At 54.4% G+C, this 18,774-nt stretch carries 18 protein-coding genes; all 18 read right to left on the reverse strand.

Annotated features, from left to right (window positions below):
- Positions 1–111: 111 nt before the first annotated feature.
- Positions 112–1,251: a CaiB/BaiF CoA-transferase family protein gene (locus PJE062_RS02860; protein ID WP_008546858.1), complete on the reverse strand. Its 1,140-nt coding sequence runs from the start codon at positions 1,249–1,251 to the stop codon at positions 112–114.
- A gap of 406 nt (positions 1,252–1,657) precedes the next feature.
- Positions 1,658–2,467 carry an alpha/beta hydrolase gene (locus PJE062_RS02865; RefSeq protein ID WP_008546941.1) on the reverse strand — a complete coding sequence of 270 codons (810 nt, stop codon included), beginning with the start codon at positions 2,465–2,467 and terminating at the stop codon, positions 1,658–1,660.
- 4 nt (positions 2,468–2,471) lie between these two features.
- Positions 2,472–2,891, reverse strand: coding sequence for a RidA family protein (locus PJE062_RS02870; RefSeq protein WP_008547140.1), 420 nt, complete (start codon positions 2,889–2,891; stop codon positions 2,472–2,474).
- Positions 2,888–3,310 (reverse strand): thioesterase family protein, encoded by a 423-nt coding sequence (locus PJE062_RS02875; RefSeq protein WP_008546346.1) that lies wholly within the window; start codon positions 3,308–3,310, stop codon positions 2,888–2,890. The genes PJE062_RS02870 and PJE062_RS02875 overlap by 4 nt, the downstream gene beginning before the upstream one ends.
- Positions 3,300–3,983: an ABC transporter ATP-binding protein gene (locus PJE062_RS02880; protein WP_008546744.1), complete on the reverse strand. Its 684-nt coding sequence runs from the start codon at positions 3,981–3,983 to the stop codon at positions 3,300–3,302. The genes PJE062_RS02875 and PJE062_RS02880 overlap by 11 nt, the downstream gene beginning before the upstream one ends.
- The gene (locus PJE062_RS02885) at positions 3,983–4,732 is read right to left on the reverse strand and encodes an ABC transporter ATP-binding protein (protein ID WP_008546950.1); all 750 of its coding nucleotides are present in this window, start codon (positions 4,730–4,732) and stop codon (positions 3,983–3,985) included. The genes PJE062_RS02880 and PJE062_RS02885 overlap by 1 nt, the downstream gene beginning before the upstream one ends.
- On the reverse strand, positions 4,725–5,750 hold the full coding sequence (locus PJE062_RS02890; RefSeq protein ID WP_008546733.1) for a branched-chain amino acid ABC transporter permease: 1,026 nt from the start codon (positions 5,748–5,750) through the stop codon (positions 4,725–4,727). Before PJE062_RS02890 ends, PJE062_RS02885 begins: the two co-directional genes overlap by 8 nt.
- Positions 5,737–6,657, reverse strand: coding sequence for a branched-chain amino acid ABC transporter permease (locus PJE062_RS02895; RefSeq protein ID WP_008547183.1), 921 nt, complete (start codon positions 6,655–6,657; stop codon positions 5,737–5,739). The genes PJE062_RS02890 and PJE062_RS02895 overlap by 14 nt, the downstream gene beginning before the upstream one ends.
- 108 nt (positions 6,658–6,765) lie before the next feature.
- Complete coding sequence (locus PJE062_RS02900) at positions 6,766–7,905, reverse strand: ABC transporter substrate-binding protein (protein WP_008547046.1); 1,140 nt, start codon at positions 7,903–7,905, stop codon at positions 6,766–6,768.
- Positions 7,902–9,548, reverse strand: a complete 1,647-nt coding sequence (locus tag PJE062_RS02905; RefSeq protein ID WP_198136812.1) for an AMP-binding protein — start codon at positions 9,546–9,548, stop codon at positions 7,902–7,904. The genes PJE062_RS02900 and PJE062_RS02905 overlap by 4 nt, the downstream gene beginning before the upstream one ends.
- The gene (locus tag PJE062_RS02910; RefSeq protein ID WP_008546503.1) at positions 9,490–10,704 is read right to left on the reverse strand and encodes an acyl-CoA dehydrogenase family protein; all 1,215 of its coding nucleotides are present in this window, start codon (positions 10,702–10,704) and stop codon (positions 9,490–9,492) included. Before PJE062_RS02910 ends, PJE062_RS02905 begins: the two co-directional genes overlap by 59 nt.
- Positions 10,705–11,526, reverse strand: coding sequence for an enoyl-CoA hydratase family protein (locus PJE062_RS02915; RefSeq protein WP_083793200.1), 822 nt, complete (start codon positions 11,524–11,526; stop codon positions 10,705–10,707).
- Positions 11,526–12,008 carry a MarR family winged helix-turn-helix transcriptional regulator gene (locus PJE062_RS02920; RefSeq protein ID WP_008546910.1) on the reverse strand — a complete coding sequence of 161 codons (483 nt, stop codon included), beginning with the start codon at positions 12,006–12,008 and terminating at the stop codon, positions 11,526–11,528. Before PJE062_RS02920 ends, PJE062_RS02915 begins: the two co-directional genes overlap by 1 nt.
- Complete coding sequence (locus tag PJE062_RS02925; protein WP_008547000.1) at positions 12,005–12,757, reverse strand: SDR family NAD(P)-dependent oxidoreductase; 753 nt, start codon at positions 12,755–12,757, stop codon at positions 12,005–12,007. Before PJE062_RS02925 ends, PJE062_RS02920 begins: the two co-directional genes overlap by 4 nt.
- Positions 12,758–12,768: 11 nt before the next feature.
- Complete coding sequence (locus PJE062_RS02930) at positions 12,769–15,066, reverse strand: bifunctional salicylyl-CoA 5-hydroxylase/oxidoreductase (RefSeq protein ID WP_008546280.1); 2,298 nt, start codon at positions 15,064–15,066, stop codon at positions 12,769–12,771.
- A gap of 294 nt (positions 15,067–15,360) precedes the next feature.
- Positions 15,361–16,179, reverse strand: coding sequence for an MBL fold metallo-hydrolase (locus PJE062_RS02935; RefSeq protein WP_008546662.1), 819 nt, complete (start codon positions 16,177–16,179; stop codon positions 15,361–15,363).
- A 49-nt stretch (positions 16,180–16,228) separates the two neighbouring features.
- On the reverse strand, positions 16,229–17,011 hold the full coding sequence (locus PJE062_RS02940; protein ID WP_037035845.1) for a TatD family hydrolase: 783 nt from the start codon (positions 17,009–17,011) through the stop codon (positions 16,229–16,231).
- 146 nt (positions 17,012–17,157) lie between these two features.
- On the reverse strand, positions 17,158–18,711 hold the full coding sequence (gene metG / locus PJE062_RS02945) for a methionine--tRNA ligase (RefSeq protein WP_008547155.1): 1,554 nt from the start codon (positions 18,709–18,711) through the stop codon (positions 17,158–17,160).
- Positions 18,712–18,774 lie beyond the last annotated feature (63 nt).

Below are 18,774 nucleotides of genomic sequence, written 5' to 3' on the forward strand. Positions count from 1 at the left end.
CTCAGTCATGGGATGTTCTCAGAGGATTGGGCGGAGGCAGTTATAACGTGGGAGGGAGTGCTGAGGCCCCCTCCTTTCTCCGTTTGTTTCGCATCGTTAATTACCGCAGATTCAGGCCAAAGTTTTGCTCTGCTGCATCTCATCGATGTCGCTTTCAGAAAAACCAAGCTCCTGTAAAACCTGTGAAGTATGGTCTCCGGTTCTTCCTGCTGGTTCAGGCGTTTGCGGAACAGTCCGGCTGAAGCGCGGTGCTGGTGCTGCTTGTGTGACGCCGCCCAGACGGATGCGGTTGGCGCGTTCTGTGTTGAGAGATGCTGCGTTGGCCTCTTCAATGGAAAGCACCGGAGCAACGCAGGCATCTGTTCCGGCAAAGACACCGGTCCAGTGATCCAGCGTATTGGCTTTGATGGCCGCGCCGATCTGTTCTTCCAGCTTCGGCCATTCCTTCATGTTCATCTGGATCTTGGAGAGCTCTGGCGGCAGGTCCAGCCCTTTCAGCAGTAATGCGAAGAACTGAGGTTCCAGAGAGCCCACTGACAGGTAGCGGCCATCGGAGGTTTCATAGCAGCGGTAGAACGGGGCGCCGCCATCCAGCAGGTTGGTCTGACGCTTGTCCTGCCACAGGCCACGACCCATCAGGGAGTAGATCAGGCCCATCATGGCTGGAACGCCATCGACCATGGCCGCGTCGATCACCTGCCCTTTGCCGCTTCTGGAACGCTCAAACAAGGCTGAGAGCACACCCAGCAGGAGGAACATGGAGCCGCCGCCATAGTCTGCTGCCATATTGAGAGGTGGCACAGGTGGGCGGCCTTCCTCGCCAATGGCGTGGAGCATGCCTGTCATGGCGAGGTAGTTGAGATCGTGGCCTGCAGCATGGGCCAGTGGGCCGTCCTGCCCCCAACCGGTCATGCGGCCATAAATCAGGCCGGGGTTCCTGGCGAGGCATTCGTCCGGGCCCAGACCGAGACGCTCCATCACACCTGGGCGGAAGCCTTCGATCAGGATGTCGGCTTTTTCAATCAGGGAGAAGAATACGTTGACGGCGCCTTCGCTCTTCATGTTGAGCGCGATGGATTTCTTGCCGCGGCGGTTCACATCCTTGTCGATGCGCTCGCCGGTGCGCCTGTCTATCACGATGACATCAGCCCCAAGATCGGCAAGCAATTGTCCAGCCATGGGCGCTGGGCCAAGGCCTGCCATCTCCACCACCTGAAGTCCTGAAAGTGGTCCTGCTTTTGCTGCTGTCACGTATGCCTCCCCAGTCAGCCAAGTTCTGCGTGCATGAGTGCCCTTAGTGAGCGCTCATTGCCGGAGCAGATTTGCCTCAGTGCAGATTTGAGTATTCAGTCTACCTGACTTCTGCGCTGGGCGGATAACTCCGGCTCGCTTTCTTGGATCAACCTTAAAGTGGCTGAGGGTGGCTCCACAACTCTCCATTTGGTGAATAGCTTATCCATTAGGTTAAGAGGGATTGTGGGGGCTGGGAGTTTGAAGGGGTACTGCCCGATGAGGCTTGATGATGAAACGCGTTCATCTGGCGGGCAGCATCGCAACTTAAAGTAACGCATGAATCTCTTAAACCACGCAAATGAACGCACATAAGAACGCAAAATGGCGCGGTTTAGAAAGATCTATATATTACAGTATGATACAACTATGTATTCAACATAGTTGTGAGGAGAAGGCTATCTGCCTGTTCCAGTGCCTCTACCACGGTAAAATGGTTTTTGCCCGGGTCCTCATAGGCAGTGACCTGCGTTTCAAAACCGCCCCACATGGCACAGTGAGCTGCATTCTGACGGCGGAACTCGGCAAGCTCTTCTGCTCCAACCCAGCCGGTAAAGCGCAGGTTATCAAGAGGTTCGTGAAGCACAGGACTTTCCGCCAGCGCCTCCGCCTCGTCGATATGCAACGTCTCGTTCATCGCCGTCCTGCGGATCGGACGCAGATCGTAGACGCCACTGATGCCGAGGATATGCTTGATCCTGCCAGTGATACTATCTGGTATCACTGCGTTCTTACAGCCAAGCCGCGCTACCAAGTGACCACCAGCGGAGTGACCGGTCAGATGAATCGGTCCTTTAACTTGTTCAGCTGCAACTTCAAGAGCTCGTTGCATCTGCTTGGTAATATTAGTTATTTTCGTATCTGGGCAAAGGTCATAGGATGGCACCGCAACGGTGTAACCCATCTCCGTTGCCCCCTTTGCCAGATGGCTGAATGCGGACTTGTCGAAGGCCTTCCAGTACCCGCCATGGACGATCATGACGAGCCCTTTGGATGCCTCGGGAGCTTTGGGGAAGAAGAGGTCGAGCTTTTCTCTCTCTCCGCTTCCATAGGCGATATCCAGCTGGTTGTTTGAGGTCTCGCGAAACGCTTTGGAGCGCTCAACCCATTGATCAAACAGCTCTTGCGCGTTCGGCACTACGCCGGAGTTATGGTAGGCCGCGTCCCAATCCCGCATTATGTTATCCCGCTTTTGGCAGCACTGCTGTTGCTTCAATTTCCACCTTGGCCTGATCTTCCACCAGATCAGCCACCTGGATCATGGTCATGGACGGGAAATGACGTCCAAATACAGAGCGATAAGCCTCACCCACTTCGCGCAGACGTGCGGTGTAGTCCTTCTTGTCAACCACATACCAAGTCAGGCGCACTACATGCTCGGGTTTCGCCCCTGCGACTGCGAGGATTTCGCGAATGTTCTCAAGCGTTTGCTTGATCTGGTCGACGAGGTCGTCGCTCTCGAATACTTGCTGTGCGTTCCAGCCGATTTGTCCGCCCAGAAAGATCGGAGTGCCTTCCGCCATGATGCCATTGGCATAGCCGGAGGCTGGCTTCCAACCTTCTGGCTGGAGATGTTTGAACAGTGCTTGTTGTGTTGTCATGAAGGTCCCTCTTCCTTCAGGAAAAATTCCATTTGTTTTCTAATGGTTTGCGGCCAACTCACTGGCTTCTTGTCCTCGCCTTTGACGTAGACAATGACCGAGCGGCTGGTGAGACGAAGCTCGTCCTCGCATGTCACCGTGAACTCCAGGTGGACGCTGGAACGGCCCAGCTTTGTCACCTGAAGCGTGAATAAGAGTGTGTCGCCAAGCTTGCTCGGCTTTTTGAACTCTGTTTCGATCTTTGCGGTGGGGACTGCATCCCCTTGATTTATATGAATGTCTACGAACGACGTCCCGAGCGATTGCTCGAACCACTCCTCGGTGACCTGATTGATCATCTCGTAGTAGCGGGGATAGAAGACAATTCCAGCTGGATCGCAGTGCTGGAATGCCACTTTTATCGTGCGTTCAAAGACCAAGGTATCTGTCCTTCATTTCCTCGGTGAGCGTGTCCGGACGTCCCGCCCAGACGGACTCGCCTTTTTCCAAAATGACGGCCTGATCCGCCAATGGCAGGAGTTCCTTCAAGGTCTTATCAACGATGAGGATGGACAGTCCTTCCTTCTTCAACTTGGCGATGGCCTGCCAGATTTCCCCGCGCACGACTGGCGCTAGGCCTTCTGTTGCTTCATCAAGGATCAGCAATTTCGGGTTTGTCATCAGGGCTCTGGAGATAGCGAGCATCTGCTGCTCACCGCCCGAAAGCGTGTTGGCGCTCTGGTTTTTCCTCTCTTTGAGCCGCGGAAACAGGTCGTAAACGCGGTCCAGCGTCCACTCGCCTTTACGCGCAGCGGCAGTGAGGTTTTCCAGAACGGACAGGTTTGGGAAGCAGCGGCGCCCTTCTGGCACCAGTCCCAGCCCCAATCGTGCAGCTTTATGGCTGGACATGCGGTTCAGGCTTTGGCCGCGGAACTCGATGGTGCCTCTGGTTGGTGTAACCATCTGACAAATCGAGCTGATTGTGGTTGATTTGCCCATGCCGTTTCGGCCGAGCATGGCCACCATCTCACCTTCGTTGACGGTAAGGTTGACGCCAAACAACGCTTGTGCTGCGCCGTAATGAGCTTCTAAGCCTTTGACTTCTAACAGCATCAGGCTTCCTCCCCGAGATAGGCTTCTCTAACCAACGCACTGGCACGGATCTCGTCGACGGATCCTGACAGGATGGCCGCACCGCCGACCAGTACCGTGATGCGGTCAGCCAGACGGAACACTGCATCCATGTCGTGCTCAATGAGCAGGATCGGGATCTCCGGGCGGATTTCCTCAAGGAATTCAGTGAGCTGTACTGAGCCAGTCGGGCCGAGACCTGCCATAGGCTCGTCCAGCAGCAGCGCCTTTGGTTTCAGGGCTAGAGCGCAAGCCACTTCCACCTGACGGCGTTCACCGTGAGACAGTTCAGAGACCGCGATATCCTCACGCCCGCCAAGGCCGACCTTTTTCAGCCAGTTTCCGGCGGTTTCGCGCAACTCCTGATCGGATTTGGTCTGCTTCCAGAAGCGGAAGCTGGAACCCTGACTGGCCTGTACAGAAAGCATCACATTGCGGCGTGCACTCACTTCCATTGCCAGTGAAGAGACCTGAAAGCTGCGTCCCAACCCCTTACGGGAGCGGCTGGCAACTGTCTCAGTAGTTACGTCTTCTCCATCCAGATAGATGCTGCCAGCGTCTGGTGTGATCCAACCAGCAATCTGCCCGATGAGTGTCGACTTACCTGCTCCATTTGGACCGATAAGAGCATGAATCTCATTGGGTTTCAGGTCCAGATTGACGTTTTTTGAGGCCTGAAGAGCGCCAAAGTTTTTGTGCAGGCCTTTGACTTCAAGAACTGGTTTAGTCATGGCGCGCCCTCCCTGCGATCAAGCCCATCACACCGCCTCGGGCGAAGAGAACGACACCGAGCAAGGCGAAGCCGAGCAGCAGCTGCCAGTGTTCTGTCCATTCGCCGATATAAGTTTCCAGCAGCACGAATAGCGCAGCGCCGATTACAGGGCCATAGAGACGCCCTACGCCGCCGAGGATGACAAACACCATGATCTCGCCAGAACGGTGCCAGGAGAGCATTGAAGGGCCTACAAAGCCGTTCAGCTCGGCAAATAGCGCGCCAGCAAGGCCGGTGATCATCGCTGAGATGACAAAGCCGGTGAGTTTGATTGGGAATGGATCGATGCCAGACGTCGCCAGTCGGGTCTCGTTCATACGCGCCGTGCCGAGAGCTGCGCCGAAGCGGGAGCCGGACAGGCGGGCGGAGACAAAGATCGCGCCAAGCAGTAGTATGAAGCAGATGAGGAAGAAGGTCAGAGCGCTTTCTGCATCTACCATTGGTAGTTCGTTGCGTAGGTAGATGGACAGGCCGTCTTCACCGCCATAGGTCGGCCAGGAGATGGCGAAATAGTAGATCATCTGAGCAAATGCCAGGGTGATCATGATGAAGTAAACGCCTTCGGTACGCAGGGAAATCGCGCCGATGGCAAGTGCAGCAAGGCCGCAGAGCACCATAGCGACAATCCAGATAATGAGCATCTGATTGGTGCCAGAAATGGCAAATGGCATGGCCATGAAGAGCGTTTCTTCAAAGCTGTGAAAGGCCGCGATACCAGTGGTGTAACCGCCAATGCCGAAGAACGCTGCGTGGCCGAAGCTGACCATGCCGCCCTGCCCGATGGCAAAGTTGAGGCCTACGCCAGCGATGGCGAAGATGGTGATCAGGCTTGCCAGATTGACGTAGTAGTCCTCGCCAATGGACGACGCCCACAGAGGCAGCGCCAGCAGGATTGCCATAACGGCGATGTTGACGATGGTTTCACGGTTGAACTTAGGCATGGTGACAGATTGCGGAGCTGTATCAGTTTGCTGCATTGAAGAGCCCCTTTGGTTTTACTGCCAGAATGCCAGCCATCATCAGGTAGATGAGCATAGACGACAGAGCTGCTCCAACGCTGTTCGCGCTGGCGTTTTCCATGAAGAACTTCAGAATAACCGGCAGGAAAATGCGGCCAAGCGTGTCGACCAGACCAATCAGGATAGAGCCGATCAAGGCGCCTTTGATGGAGCCAATGCCGCCAATGACGATGACCACGAAAGCCAGAATGAGAACAGGCTCGCCCATGCCAACCTGAACAGAGCGTAGTGCGCCGACGAGCGTTCCGGACAGGCCAGCGATCGCAGCACCCAGAGCGAAGACAATGGTGTAAAGCGTTTTGATATCAACACCGAGGGCTGCGATCATCTCGCGGTCGCTTTCACCGGCGCGGATCCGCATGCCAAGGCGTGTTTTGGAAATGAGCATGTAAAGGAGCACAGCAACGGCCAGTGCTGCCAGAATGATAAACAGGCGGTAGACTGGATAGGCTTCCACGCCCGGCAAGGCTACGGTTCCGCTCAGTGCCTCAGGGATGTTGAGGTAAAGCGGCATGGAGCCGAACACCATACGGGTGCCTTCGGAGAAAATGAGAATGAGCGCGAAGGTTGCCAGCACCTGATCCAGGTGATCGCGGTCGTAAAGCCTGCGGATGACAAGCATTTCGATGAGAGCGCCCGCTGCTGCTGCTCCAAGGACACCACCGCCCAGACCCAGCCAGAAAGAGCCGGTCTGCTGAGTGATCCAAGCGCAACAAAAGGCACCGATCATATAAAGCGAGCCATGAGCAAGGTTGATCAGACCCATCACGCCGAACACCAGCGTGAGGCCAGCTGCCATCAGAAACAAAGTGAGACCGAATTGCAGCCCGTTCAATATCTGCTCAAAAATCAAAGCTGCCGTCATTTATGATATTCCCGAGGCTTCTTTTTCATTATCAGATCAGTATGAGGGGATCAGCGGAGAAGAACTGGGATTCCCCGCTGATTAATATTGTTAGTTCAATAAGTTGACTTACTTCATGCGGCACTTGGATGCGTAAGCATCCTGATGGCCTTTGATTGCGACACCAACGATTTTGTTGGTGATCTGGCCGTCTTCTTTAATCACCTCACGGACGTAAATGTCCTGAATTGGGTGGTTGTTGTTGCCGAATTTGAAGTCACCGCGTACGGAAGCAAAATCTGCCTCTTTCAGTGCTGCGCGGAACTCGTCCTTGTCGCTCACATCAGCTTTCGCCATTGCGGAGAGGATCAGGTTTGCAGCGTCGTAGCCCTGAGAAGCGTAAAGTGAAGGCAAGCGGCCATAAGCTTCCTTGAAGCCCTTGACGAACTTTGCGTTTACTTCGCTCTCGATGTCCTTACTCCACTGTGAGGAGTTGGCTACGCCAAGAGCTGCATCGCCGATCGCAGGCAGAATGTCCTGCGAGAAGGAGAAGGCTGGCCCCATGACGGGCACATCAACGCCGGACTGGGCGTACTGCTTCATGAACGCGATGCCCATGCCACCTGGCAGGAAGAAGAACACACTGTCGGCACCGGACGCGCGGATCTGTGCGATTTCGGCAGCATAATCGTCCTGACCAAGCTTGGTGAAGAGCTCACCTGCCAGCTCACCCTTGTACATACGCTTGAAGCCTTTCAGAGCGTCCGTACCAGCTGGGTAGTTTGGTGCCAGAATGAAGGTCTTCTTGTAGCCAGCTTTGTTGGCGTGCGACCCCATTGCCTCGTGGAGATTGTCGTTCTGCCAAGCCACGTTGAAGTAGTTCTCGTGGCATGCTTTACCCGCCAGTGCAGATGGGCCTGCATTCGGGCTGACGTAAAGAGTGCCTTTGCGGGTGGCTGATGGAACAACTGCCATGGCAAGGTTGGACCAGATAATGCCGGTCAGAATATCAACCTTGTCTTTTTGAATGAACTTGTCTGCCAGTTTTTTGGCAACGTCCGGCTTGCGGGCGTCATCTTCCACCAGCAGCTTAACATCGGAAGCGCCTGCCTGTTTGAGAGCGAGCTCAAAGCCATCGCGGACGTCGATACCGAGTGTGGAGCCACCGCCTGACAAGGTGGTGATCATGCCGATTTTGACTTCGGCTTGCGCCACGCCAGCTGTACAACACAGAAGGGCGGCTACTCCGGCTGAAACGAGTTTTTTCATATAAGTTCCCCTGATTTATCCTCGACCGGTTGTTCCTTCAGGCGGAATCTTTGAATTTTCCCAGTCGCGGTTTTTGGTAGCGAATCTACCAGTTTAAGTGAACGAGGGTATTTATAAGGCGCTATAGTAGATTTTACATAGTCCTGAAGACGTTTGATGACCTCTGCATCTTGTGGGTGGTCCTCCACCAACACCACATGTGCTTCGACAATCTGTCCTCGGTCCTCATCAGGCACGCCTATAACTGCACACTCGGACACTTCCGGGCTGCTTAGCAAAGCAGCCTCGACCTCAGGTCCGGCAACGTTGTAACCGGACGTGATGATCATATCGTCTGCGCGGGCTGCGAAGTGGAAGTAGCCTTTTTCGTCCTGATAAAAGGCATCTCCTGTCAAATTCCAGCCGTCACGCACATACTTCTGCTGTCGGTTATCCTGCATGTACCGGCAGCCTGTTGGTCCTCTTACAGCCAGTTTGCCAACTGTGCCGCGTGGAACCTCCTTCATCTCCTCATCTACCACCTTTGCAGAGTAGCCTTTGATTACGCGGCCTGTGGTGGCCGGCTTGGCGTCTTCCAAGTGATTGGAAATAAAGATGTGCAACATTTCCGTTGCGCCAATTCCGTCCAGCATCGGAATGCCAGTTTTAGACTTCCACTGCTCGAAAACAGGGGCAGGCAGTGTTTCTCCCGCTGAAACCGCGATGCGTAGAGAGGACAGGTCTGCACCCTCCTCCATGGCAGCCATCATGGCGCGGTAAGCCGTTGGAGCCGTGAATGAAATGGTCGCCTTGTAGGTCTCAATGATTTCAATGAGCTGTTTAGGACCTGCCGTTTCCAGCAGGGTTGCAGTTGCACCAAAGCGCAGCGGGAAAATCGCCAACCCACCGAGGCCGAACGTAAAGGCCAGTGGCGGACTGCCGACGAAGACGTCTGTTGGCTGCACGTCCAGCACTTCCTTGGCGTAGGCATCTGCAATGATCAACAGATCGCGGTGGAAGTGCATGGTTGCCTTGGGCTGGCCGGTAGTGCCGGATGTAAAGCCCAAGAGGCAGACATCGTCCCTGCCCGTTTTAACTGCATCAAACTGCACCGGTTTTGACAGGGCGACCTTGTCCAGCTCTCCAGCAAAGTTGGCAGTGCCATCAAAGCTGACGATTTTGGTCAGGTGGTCGTTCTGCTTAAGGCAGAGCTCCATCTCTTCCATGAGGCGCAGATCGCACATGGCGAGTTTGATTTCGGCCTTGTCAACGATCTGGCTCAGTTCGCCAGTACGCAGCATGGGCATGGTGTTGACCACCACTGCGCCTGCTTTTGTGGCAGCAAGCCAACAGGCGACCATGGCCGGGTTGTTGGCTGACCGGATCAGAACGCGGTTGCCTGGTTCGACGCCGTAATCTTCCTGCAGGGCGCGGGCGATGCGGTTCGTCCAGTCCGCAAGCTCTTTGTAGGTGCGTTTCCTGCCATTGCCGATGAGAGCAATGTTGTCACCAAATCCGCGCTCGACCATTTTGTCGGTCAGCTCTACTGCGGCGTTGATGTAGTCTGGGTACTCAAACCCCTCCAGCTGAAAAACTGGCTGCTGATCAACTGGTGGCAGCCTGTCCCTTGTGAAGGTGTCCTTGTGCGCGCTTGGTCCCAGCATTTCTCCCCTCCTGAGAAAGCAATTGCCTTGCTACTATTATTTTTTGAACATCGGATGCGCCTTCGTAAATGCGAAGGGCTCTGATTTCGCGATAAAGTTTTTCGACAGTATTGCCTGAACGGACGCCCTCGCCCCCGTGGATTTGCACTGCCTTATCAATAATTTGTTGTGCCTGATCTGTTGCGAACTGCTTTGCCATAGCTGCTTCGCGGGAAACCCGTGCAGCGCCCATGTCTTTCGTCCAGGCTGCGCGGTAGATCAGGAGTGCAGAGGCATCAATATCGATGGCCATCTCGGCCAGATGACCCTGTACCATCTGCATGTCTGCCAGAACGCCGTCCCCCAGTTTGCGGGTTGTGGCGCGGGCAACAGCTTCTTCCAATGCACGGCGGGCAAAGCCCAAAGCGGCAGCGCCAACAGTGCAGCGGAAGACATCCAGAACCGACATAGAAATTTTGAAGCCCTCTCCAGCTCCTCCAATGCGGTTTGCAGCAGGAATGCGCAGTTGCTTAAAGCCCAACCGTGCCAGTGGATGTGGCGCCATGACATCGAGCCGTTCTTCAATGGTCAGGCCCGGCGTATCTGCTGGCACGATGAAGGCGCTGATACCTTTGGCGCCCGGTGCTTCGCCCGTCCTTGCGAAGACAACGTAAAGGCCAGCAATGCCACCGTTGGAAATCCAGGTCTTTTCCCCGTTCAGCACATAATCATCGCCATCGCGGATGGCTGATAGCTCAATGTTTGCAACGTCAGAGCCAGAATCTGGTTCTGTCAGTGCAAATGCAGAAAGTGTCTGACCTGCTCTGGTCTTGTTGAGCCACTGCTGCTGCTGCTCCGGGGTGCCAAACAGGCTGATGGCGCCTGTTCCAAGGCCCTGCATGGCAAAGGCGAAGTCTCCCAGTCCGTCGTGACGGGCCAGTGTTTCGCGCATGATGCAGAGGCTGCGGACATCCAGCGGTTTGGGATCTGCTGGATCAACGGCAGTGAGCTTGAGGAAGCCAGCGGTACCAAGATCATTTACGAGCTTGATACAGGCAGCATCCGTGTCAGAGTGGTCTGCGGGAAGGTTCTCGCAGCACCAGGTTTCAATAGCTTCGGCCAGCTCTCGGTGTTTTTCTTCAAAAAACGGCCATGTGAGGAAGGTGGTGTCAGCCATTTACGCTCCCTCAAAAACCGGCTTTTCTTTTGCTACGAAAGCCTTGTAGGCAGTTTCAAAATCTTTGGTCTGCATGCAGATGGCTTGTGCCTGCGCTTCAGCCTCAATGGCCTGATCCAGCCCCATGTTCCATTCCTGATTGAGCTGGGTCTTGGTGATGCCGTGGGCAAAATTGGGGCCTGCCGTGATGCGCTGTGCCATGCGAATGGCATCGGCCTCCAAGGCTTCAGAGGTGGACATGGAGTTGAAGTAACCCCAGGTGTAGCCCTCTTCAGCGCTCATGGAGCGGCCTGTGTAAAGAAGCTCGGCTGCGCGGCCCTGCCCGATGATGCGTGGAAGAATGGCGCATGCGCCCATATCACAGCCTGCTAGGCCAACGCGGGTGAACAGGAAGGCGGTTTTGGCGTCAGGTGTACCAATGCGCAGATCGGATGCCATTGCCATGATCGCGCCTGCGCCCACGCTGATGCCGTCTACTGCTGAAATGATTGGCTTGGTGCAGTTGATCATTGCTTTGACCAGATCACCGGTCATGCGGGTGAACTTCAGCAGATCCTTCATGTCCATGGAGACAAGAGGGCCGATGATATCATGGACATCGCCACCCGAGCAGTAATTGCCCTCATTGGACGCGATTACTACTGCGTTGACGTCATCGGCATAAACCAGATCGCGGAATGTATCGCGCAGCTCGGCATAGCTCTCAAAAGTCAGCGGGTTTTTGCGGTCCGGTCGGTCAAGCTGAATGACTGCGACGTCGTCTTCCATGCGCCAGAGGAAATGCTTTGGCTGCAGATCCGCCATTTTGTAGGTTGTTAGCATTATCGGGCCTCCCCCTCCCAATCGCTGGCGAATACCTTCAGGGTCTCGGCAAGTGTTTCGGCTTCTTCCGGAGAAAAGTGCGAGAGAAGCTCGTTGATCCACTCACGGTGACTGGCGGCCATTTGCTCGAAATTTTCTCTACCAGCTTTGGTGAGCAGAACAACAGAGGTTCTGCGGTCGCCGTCTCTCAATGTGCGCTGGACCAGACCGTCCGTGGTCAGGCGATCAATGAGGCCAGTGACGTTGCCGTTGGATACCATCAGGTATTTTGAGAGCTGGGACATGAGCATGCCCTCTGGCTCCCGGTACAATGCTGCCATCACATCAAAGCGCGGCAGAGTTACGTTATATGTGGTGCGCAGCCGTTCCCGCAGTTCGCTTTCAATTGCGCGAGAGGCACGAAGCAGTCTCAGCCAGAGGCGAACACGGGATTTGTCATCGGTAGCGTTGTTGGCTTTGAGCATCTCCTGAGAGGCTGTCATTGGGTCTCGCCTCCTGATACCGAAATGGATTGTCCGGTGACTGAACGGGCGCCGTCGCTGATGAGCCAAGCAACCGTTGCGGCGACTTCATCCGGCTGGATAAAACGCTGCTGTGGGTTGTCCTTATGGAGCGCAGCGCCGGCCTGCTCTTCATTCATTCCGGTTTTCTGCATGATGTTTTCAATTGAGCGTTGCAACATTGGGGTCTCTGTGAATCCAGGACACACAGCATTGACCGTAAAAGGCTTGCTGGCAAGTTCAAGAGCAAGTGATCTGACCATGCCGACAACCCCATGCTTGGCAGCGGCATAATGAGAGACGTAGGAGTAGCCACGTAGACCTGCCGTCGAGGCGATTGCGATCAAGCGTCCGTATTCCTGCCCTTTCAGGTGCTCCAGACCCTTCTGGAAGGTCAAAAATGTACCAGTCAGGTTGATGTCGAGCATGCGTTGGAAGCCGTCCCGATCAATCTTGCCAAATGGTGCAGATTCAGCTGCGCCGGCATTGGCAATCACGATATTGACCGGTCCGTTTGCCTCAACAGCCTTTTCGAAAATTTGGGCAACGGACACCTCATCTGTGATGTCTGCTGTCACTGCCTTAATGCGGCTGTTAGCGCTTGCGACCAGATCAAGCGGCTCGCGTCTGCGTCCTGCAACGGTGACCTTTACTCCGGCCCCCGCGAGGTGGCGGGCAATTTCGGCCCCAACGCCTGTCCCACCACCTGTTATGACTGCATGCTTTTCCAAACTGCTCTTCCTTACACGCGAACTTTCATGGTCTCGGCGCGTTCTGCCAGACGGTACAACTGGTCACGACCTGCATGATATGGTTCTGGCCAGTAAACGCCTTTGTCGCCCAGCTCTGCCGCAGCGTGCAGGGTCCAGTACGGATCTGACAGGTGTGGACGTGCCAGACAGACAAGATCTGCGCGCCCTGCCATCAGGATCGAGTTCACGTGGTCCGGCTCGTAGATGTTGCCTACGGCCATAGTCTTCATGCCGGCATCATTGCGGATGCGGTCTGAGAACGGCACTTGGAACATGCGGCCATACACTGGCTGTGCACGTGTGCTGGTCTGACCTGCGGATACGTCACAGATATCAACGTCGGCTGCGTCGAGCAGGCGAGCGATCTCAACGGCTTCTTCCGGAGTGAGACCTTCGTCCTCGACCCAGTCTGTTGCGGAGATACGCACAGACATTGGCTTGTCCTGTGGCCATGCTTCACGCACGGCCCTGATGACTTCCAGCGGGTATCTCATACGGTTTTCGAGAGAGCCGCCATACTCATCCTCACGCTTGTTGGTGAGCGGTGAGATGAAGGATGACAGCAGATATCCGTGAGCGCAGTGGACTTCGATCATGTCGAAACCCGAAGCGTTAGCCATTTTGGCAGCGTTCACGAACTCTTCTTTTACGCGGTCCATGTCCGCACGGTCCATCTGCTTTGGTGTCTGGTTGCGTTCAGACCAAGCAATTGGAGAAGCTGCGAGCAGAGGCCAGTTGCCGTCTTTCAAAGGTGCATCCATCTCTTCCCAGCCGAGCTGAGTGGACCCCTTTGGTCCCGCATGGCCGAGCTGGCAGCAGATTTTTGCGTGGCTGTGCTCATGGACAAAACTTGTGATGCGTTTCCACGCCTTCTCATGTTCCGGTGCATAAAGGCCCGGACATCCCGGTGTAATGCGGCCATCAGCGCTCACACAGGTCATTTCTACGACCACCATACCAGCACCGCCTTTGGCGCGTTCGCCGTAGTGAGCCAGATGCCAATCAGAAACAGTTCCGTTTTCCGCTTTATACTGCGCCATTGGAGAAACAACCACGCGGTTGTTCAGCTCCATCTCACGCAGTTTGAACGGTGCAAACATTGGTGGGCGTGGTGCATTGTCAGTGTCAGACACACCAGCCTGATTTTGGAACCAGCCTTCAGCCGTGCCCAACCACTCCGCGTCACGCTCGCGCAAGTTCTCGTGGGAGATGCGCTGAGAGCGGGTCAGAAGTGAGTAGTTGAACTGGACCGGGTCCAGATGCAGATAGCGTTCAACGTTCTCAAACCATTCGAGGGAGTTACGCGCTGCGGACTGAAGCTTCAGCACTTCCAGACGACGCTCATCCTCGTATTTCTGGAAAGCATCCTGAACGGACTTTTCACTGTGCAGGTAGTCTGCCAGTGCGATTGCACTTTCCATGGCAAGCTTTGAGCCAGAACCGATGGAGAAGTGCGCGGTTGCAGCAGCGTCGCCCATCAGAACGAGGTTCTCGTGAGACCACTTTTCGCAAAGAACACGTGGGAAGTTGATCCATGCGGAACCGCGGATGTGGTTCGCGTTGGTCATCAACTCATTGCCGCCGAGATGCTTTTCGAAGATCTTTTCGCAAGTCCGGCAGGATTCTGCCTGGCTCATGTCTGCGAAGCCGAATGCTTCGTAAGTCTCTTCGGTACACTCTACGATGAAGGTCGCGGTATCATCGTCAAACTGATAGGCATGTGCCCAGATCCAGCCGTGCTCTGTTTCTTCAAAGATAAAGGTGAAGGCATCGTCGAACTTCTGGTGCGTGCCGAGCCAGACGAACTTACATTTGCGGGTGTCGATGTCTGGTTTGAAGTGTTCTGCAAACTCGGTGCGGCTGGTGGAGTTCAGACCATCTGCTGCAACAACGAGATCGTAGTCGCCCATGAACTCTTTGGCGCTGGTGTAGTTGCGCTCAAACTCCATGTTTACGCCAAGTTCGCGCGCCCGGTCCTGAAGGAGAAGTAGCAGCTGTTTGCGGCCAATGCCGCAGAATCCGTGACCACTGGAGACATGGCAGGTGTCTCTGTAATGGACTGTGATATCATCCCAATAGGCAAAGTGAGCGCGGATGGCTTCCGCGCTCTTTTCGTCGTTGGCCTTGAAGTTGTCCAGCGTCTCATCTGAAAGAACAACACCCCATCCAAAGGTGTCGTCAAACTTATTCCGCTCAATGACCGTTACCTCATGCTGAGGATCACGAAGTTTCATGCTGATTGCGAAATAAAGACCTGCCGGGCCGCCTCCAAGACATGCGACTTTCATTGCTCTCTCCCCCTCAGGCTGCAAGCGCCAAATTTCAACTTGGGACAAGCGTGACAGGTTTTTTGAATTATTTCAAACATAAAATATCTAAGCATAAAATATATGCGATGCTACAGAAAGTAACTGTAACTTATTGTATTATATAGAATTATGCCTGATGTTGAGTGAGCCGATTAAACCGACTTGGAAAATATATTTATCACGCACGCGTCGCTGATATATCTATATCAGCACAAAAAGCGGAGCCGTGGCAAGCAATGATTCTGTGTAGGTATCATAAAAAATGCGACGGCTTTAAACCGTCGCATGTGCTGGAAATTCGACTGCCCGGCCATCAAACGCGGGCGATACGTTCTCAGGCAGCTGTGATTTCAATCGCTGATAATCCAGATCACAGTGCAAGTTGGTGAGGATGCTGTTTGCCGGTTTCATCCGCTCAATCCACTCCAGCGCATCATTAACGCAGAAGTGGCTTTGGTGCGGTTTCTCACGCAGTGCATCGATGATCCACGTGTCCAACCCCTTCAATGCATGAAAGCTGCTTTCCGGTATGTCATTGACATCCGGCGTGTAAGCCAGATCCTGAAAGCGGAAGCCAAGGGCGTCAATATCACCATGATGAACGAGAAATGGCAGAGCTGTGATCGGTCCCCCTGCTCCGTTAATGGTAACCGGTGTTCCGTCGGTCAGCCGGTTCTCACTCAAGATTGGCGGGTAGCCGGAGCCTGGTGGTGTGACGAAGCAATAGTCAAAGGCTGAGCGAACGCGCTTTGACGTGAACTCATCCATGTAAACAGGCACTTTGGCGCGTTGCATGAGCGCAAAAAAGCGCAGATCGTCGATGCCGTGCAAGTGGTCCGCATGAGCATGGGTGTACAGCACAGCGTCAACATGCGTGACACCAGCAGCCAACATTTGCTCACGCAGGTCGGGGCCGGTATCAACGACAATGGTGGTGGTGCCGTTCTCGGAGAACCTCTGGACCAGCAGGGCACATCTACGGCGACGGTTTTTGGGCTCATCGGGATCGCAAACACCCCAATCTCCGCCAATCCGTGGCACGCCGGTCGATGAGCCGCAGCCCAGAATAGTGACCTTAAAATTGCTGGTCATTGGTCCTCTCAAAGAATAGTGGCAATATGATCCGCGTCAGTCTAGCCAATCACGCTGGCTGTGGCACCTTGGAAAACAGGCGCAGGAAGTTTTGTGTTGTGGCGTCTGCCATCTCTTCTTCTGAAACGCCGAGAGCTTCCGCCAGTACCTTGTTGGTATGTGCCACATAAGCTGGCTCATTGCGCTTGCCGCGCCATGGTTGTGGGGCAAGATACGGTGCATCTGTTTCAACAAGAAGGCGATCTATTGGCAGTTCCGCTGCGATCTCACGCAGCTCTGTGGAACGCTTGAATGTGAGAATGCCGGAGAAGGACACGTAAAGGCCAAGCTCGAGGCCCTTCATTGCTAGTTCTTTGCCAGAGGAGAAGCAGTGAAGCAGTGCTGGAAAGGCTCCTACTTTCATTTCTTCTTCCAAGATACGCATCATATCGTCGTCAGCATCGCGGCTATGGATTACCAACGGCAACTGGGTTTCACGCGCGGCTTTGATGTGAGTGCGCAGAACCTTTTCCTGATCTTCTGGAGATGCGTTGTCATAGAAATAGTCCAGACCAGCTTCACCGATTGCGACCACTTTGGGGTGTTTGGAAAGTTCGATCAGTTCTTCTGCAGTCACGTCGGTCTCTTCCCCTGCCTGATGTGGGTGAGTTCCAACGGAGCAATAAACGCTGTCGTAGGCTTCAGCGATCTCTTTGATCTGCTCAAACTTGCGGACGCGGGTACAGATGGTGACCATCAGCTTGACGCCTGCTTCGTGGGCGCGCTCGATGATCTGGTCGCGTTCTTCTGCGAAATCCGGAAAATCCAGATGACAATGACTATCAACTAACATGGTCACAGCAAGAGCGCCTCCAGCGCGATTCTGTCAATAGGCCTTACCGACCTCTTGTGATATCCGTCGCGGAAAATGCCAGTGCATCTCCCTCATAAAAAAGGGAGGCTCATGCGCCTCCCCTTCAAGCTAGATAGATTGGCGTTTTATTCTGCAGTTTCCGGTTCAACATAGCGTGGGAACACGCCCTGTGGCTTCGGCAGTTCACGACCGCCTTGCAGACGACCAGCTTCACCCAGCTCCGCAAAAGACCGCTCATCGTCAGAAAGCACCAGCAGATCCAGTAGTTTACCTGCCGAAGTCGGCATGACTGGCTGCGCCAGAATACCAACCTGACGGATGATCTCTGCAGTGGTGTAAAGCACTGTGCCCATACGTTCCGGTTCAGTCTTCTTCAGCGCCCATGGCTCCTGAGACGCGAAGTAACGGTTTGCTTCGCCAACAGTTGACCAGATACACGCCAGAGCGTGATGGATTTCCTGCTTTGCCATGAAGCCACGGCACTTTTCAAGCATCTCATCAGCCTGCTGCAGGATAGCCTTGTCGTCCGCGGAGAACTCGCCAGGAACCGGCAATTTGCCTTCACAGTTCTTGAAGATCATGGAGAGCGAACGCTGAGCCAGGTTGCCAATGTCATTGGCGAGGTCAGCATTGATGCGGTTCACCATTGCTTCGTGGTTGTAGTTGCCATCCTGACCGAATGGAACTTCACGCAGGAAGAAGTATCTGATCTGATCCAGACCGTAGGTTTCCACCAGATCACGCGGTGCAATCACGTTGCCCAGAGACTTGGACATCTTCTCACCGGAGTTGAAGAGGAAACCGTGCGCAAACACGCGCTCAGGCAACGGAACACCAGCAGACATCAGGAATGCTGGCCAGTACACTGCGTGGAAACGGATGATATCCTTACCGATGATATGAGCGTTTGCAGGCCAGAACTTGGCCATATCGCCGTCCATATCCGGATAGCCAAGCGCGGTGATGTAATTGGTCAACGCATCGACCCAAACGTACATGACGTGCTTTTCATCACCTGGAACCGGGATGCCCCAGTCGAAGGTGGTGCGGGAGATGGAGAGGTCTTTCAGGCCACCTTTTACGAAGCTCATCACTTCGTTGCGGCGTGCGTTTGGACCGATAAAGTCAGGGTTCTTCTCATAAAGCTCAATCAGCTTGTCTTCGTAAGCTGAGAGACGGAAGAAATAGCTTTCTTCTTCTACCCATTCAACAGGTGTGCCCTGAGGGCCGTAGCGAACACCGTCTTCACGAACTTCGGTCTCGCCTTCCTGATAGTAGGCTTCATCGCGAACGGAGTACCAACCGGCGTAGCTGTCTTTGTAGATGTCGCCAGCGTCAGCCATTTTCTGCCAGATTGCCTGACAGGATTTGTAATGACGCTCTTCGTTGGTCTGAATGAAATCGTCGTTGGAGCAGCCAAGCATCTCAACCATTTCGCGGAAGAGCTTGGAGTTCTTGTCAGCAAGATCTGATGGTGACATGCCTTCCTTGACGGCGGTCTGAAGCATCTTCTGGCCGTGTACGTCAGTACCAGTCAGGAAGTGTACTTCACGGCCATCCAGTCTCTGGAAACGGGCCAGCACGTCAGTTGCAATTGCCTCATAGGCGTGGCCGATATGCGGCTCACCATTTGGGTAGGAAATTGCCGTTGTAATATAGAAAGGCGATTTTTCTGTCATATCCTAAGGTGATCTCTTGATCCGGGATCTAAATCTGGAAAGTTCTTTGAGTGTTAGCTCAAA

Source organism: Pseudovibrio sp. JE062 (assembly GCF_000156235.1).
GTDB lineage: Bacteria > Pseudomonadota > Alphaproteobacteria > Rhizobiales > Stappiaceae > Pseudovibrio.

Bases quoted from the DNA above. Each gene is read 5' to 3' on its own strand.
- PJE062_RS02940 (WP_037035845.1), bottom strand. From the start codon at position 17,011: ATGTTAGTTGATAGTCATTGTCATCTGGATTTTCCGGATTTCGCAGAA.
- PJE062_RS02920 (WP_008546910.1), bottom strand. From the start codon at position 12,008: ATGACAGCCTCTCAGGAGATGCTCAAAGCCAACAACGCTACCGATGAC.
- PJE062_RS02870 (WP_008547140.1), bottom strand. From the start codon at position 2,891: ATGACAACACAACAAGCACTGTTCAAACATCTCCAGCCAGAAGGTTGG.
- PJE062_RS02915 (WP_083793200.1), bottom strand. From the start codon at position 11,526: ATGCTAACAACCTACAAAATGGCGGATCTGCAGCCAAAGCATTTCCTC.
- PJE062_RS02885 (WP_008546950.1), bottom strand. From the start codon at position 4,732: ATGACTAAACCAGTTCTTGAAGTCAAAGGCCTGCACAAAAACTTTGGC.
- PJE062_RS02935 (WP_008546662.1), bottom strand. From the start codon at position 16,179: ATGACCAGCAATTTTAAGGTCACTATTCTGGGCTGCGGCTCATCGACC.
- PJE062_RS02890 (WP_008546733.1), bottom strand. From the start codon at position 5,750: ATGCAGCAAACTGATACAGCTCCGCAATCTGTCACCATGCCTAAGTTC.
- PJE062_RS02910 (WP_008546503.1), bottom strand. From the start codon at position 10,704: ATGGCTGACACCACCTTCCTCACATGGCCGTTTTTTGAAGAAAAACAC.
- PJE062_RS02865 (WP_008546941.1), bottom strand. From the start codon at position 2,467: ATGCGGGATTGGGACGCGGCCTACCATAACTCCGGCGTAGTGCCGAAC.
- PJE062_RS02880 (WP_008546744.1), bottom strand. From the start codon at position 3,983: ATGCTGTTAGAAGTCAAAGGCTTAGAAGCTCATTACGGCGCAGCACAA.
- PJE062_RS02905 (WP_198136812.1), bottom strand. From the start codon at position 9,548: ATGCTGGGACCAAGCGCGCACAAGGACACCTTCACAAGGGACAGGCTG.
- PJE062_RS02900 (WP_008547046.1), bottom strand. From the start codon at position 7,905: ATGAAAAAACTCGTTTCAGCCGGAGTAGCCGCCCTTCTGTGTTGTACA.
- PJE062_RS02895 (WP_008547183.1), bottom strand. From the start codon at position 6,657: ATGACGGCAGCTTTGATTTTTGAGCAGATATTGAACGGGCTGCAATTC.
- metG (WP_008547155.1), bottom strand. From the start codon at position 18,711: ATGACAGAAAAATCGCCTTTCTATATTACAACGGCAATTTCCTACCCA.
- PJE062_RS02930 (WP_008546280.1), bottom strand. From the start codon at position 15,066: ATGAAAGTCGCATGTCTTGGAGGCGGCCCGGCAGGTCTTTATTTCGCA.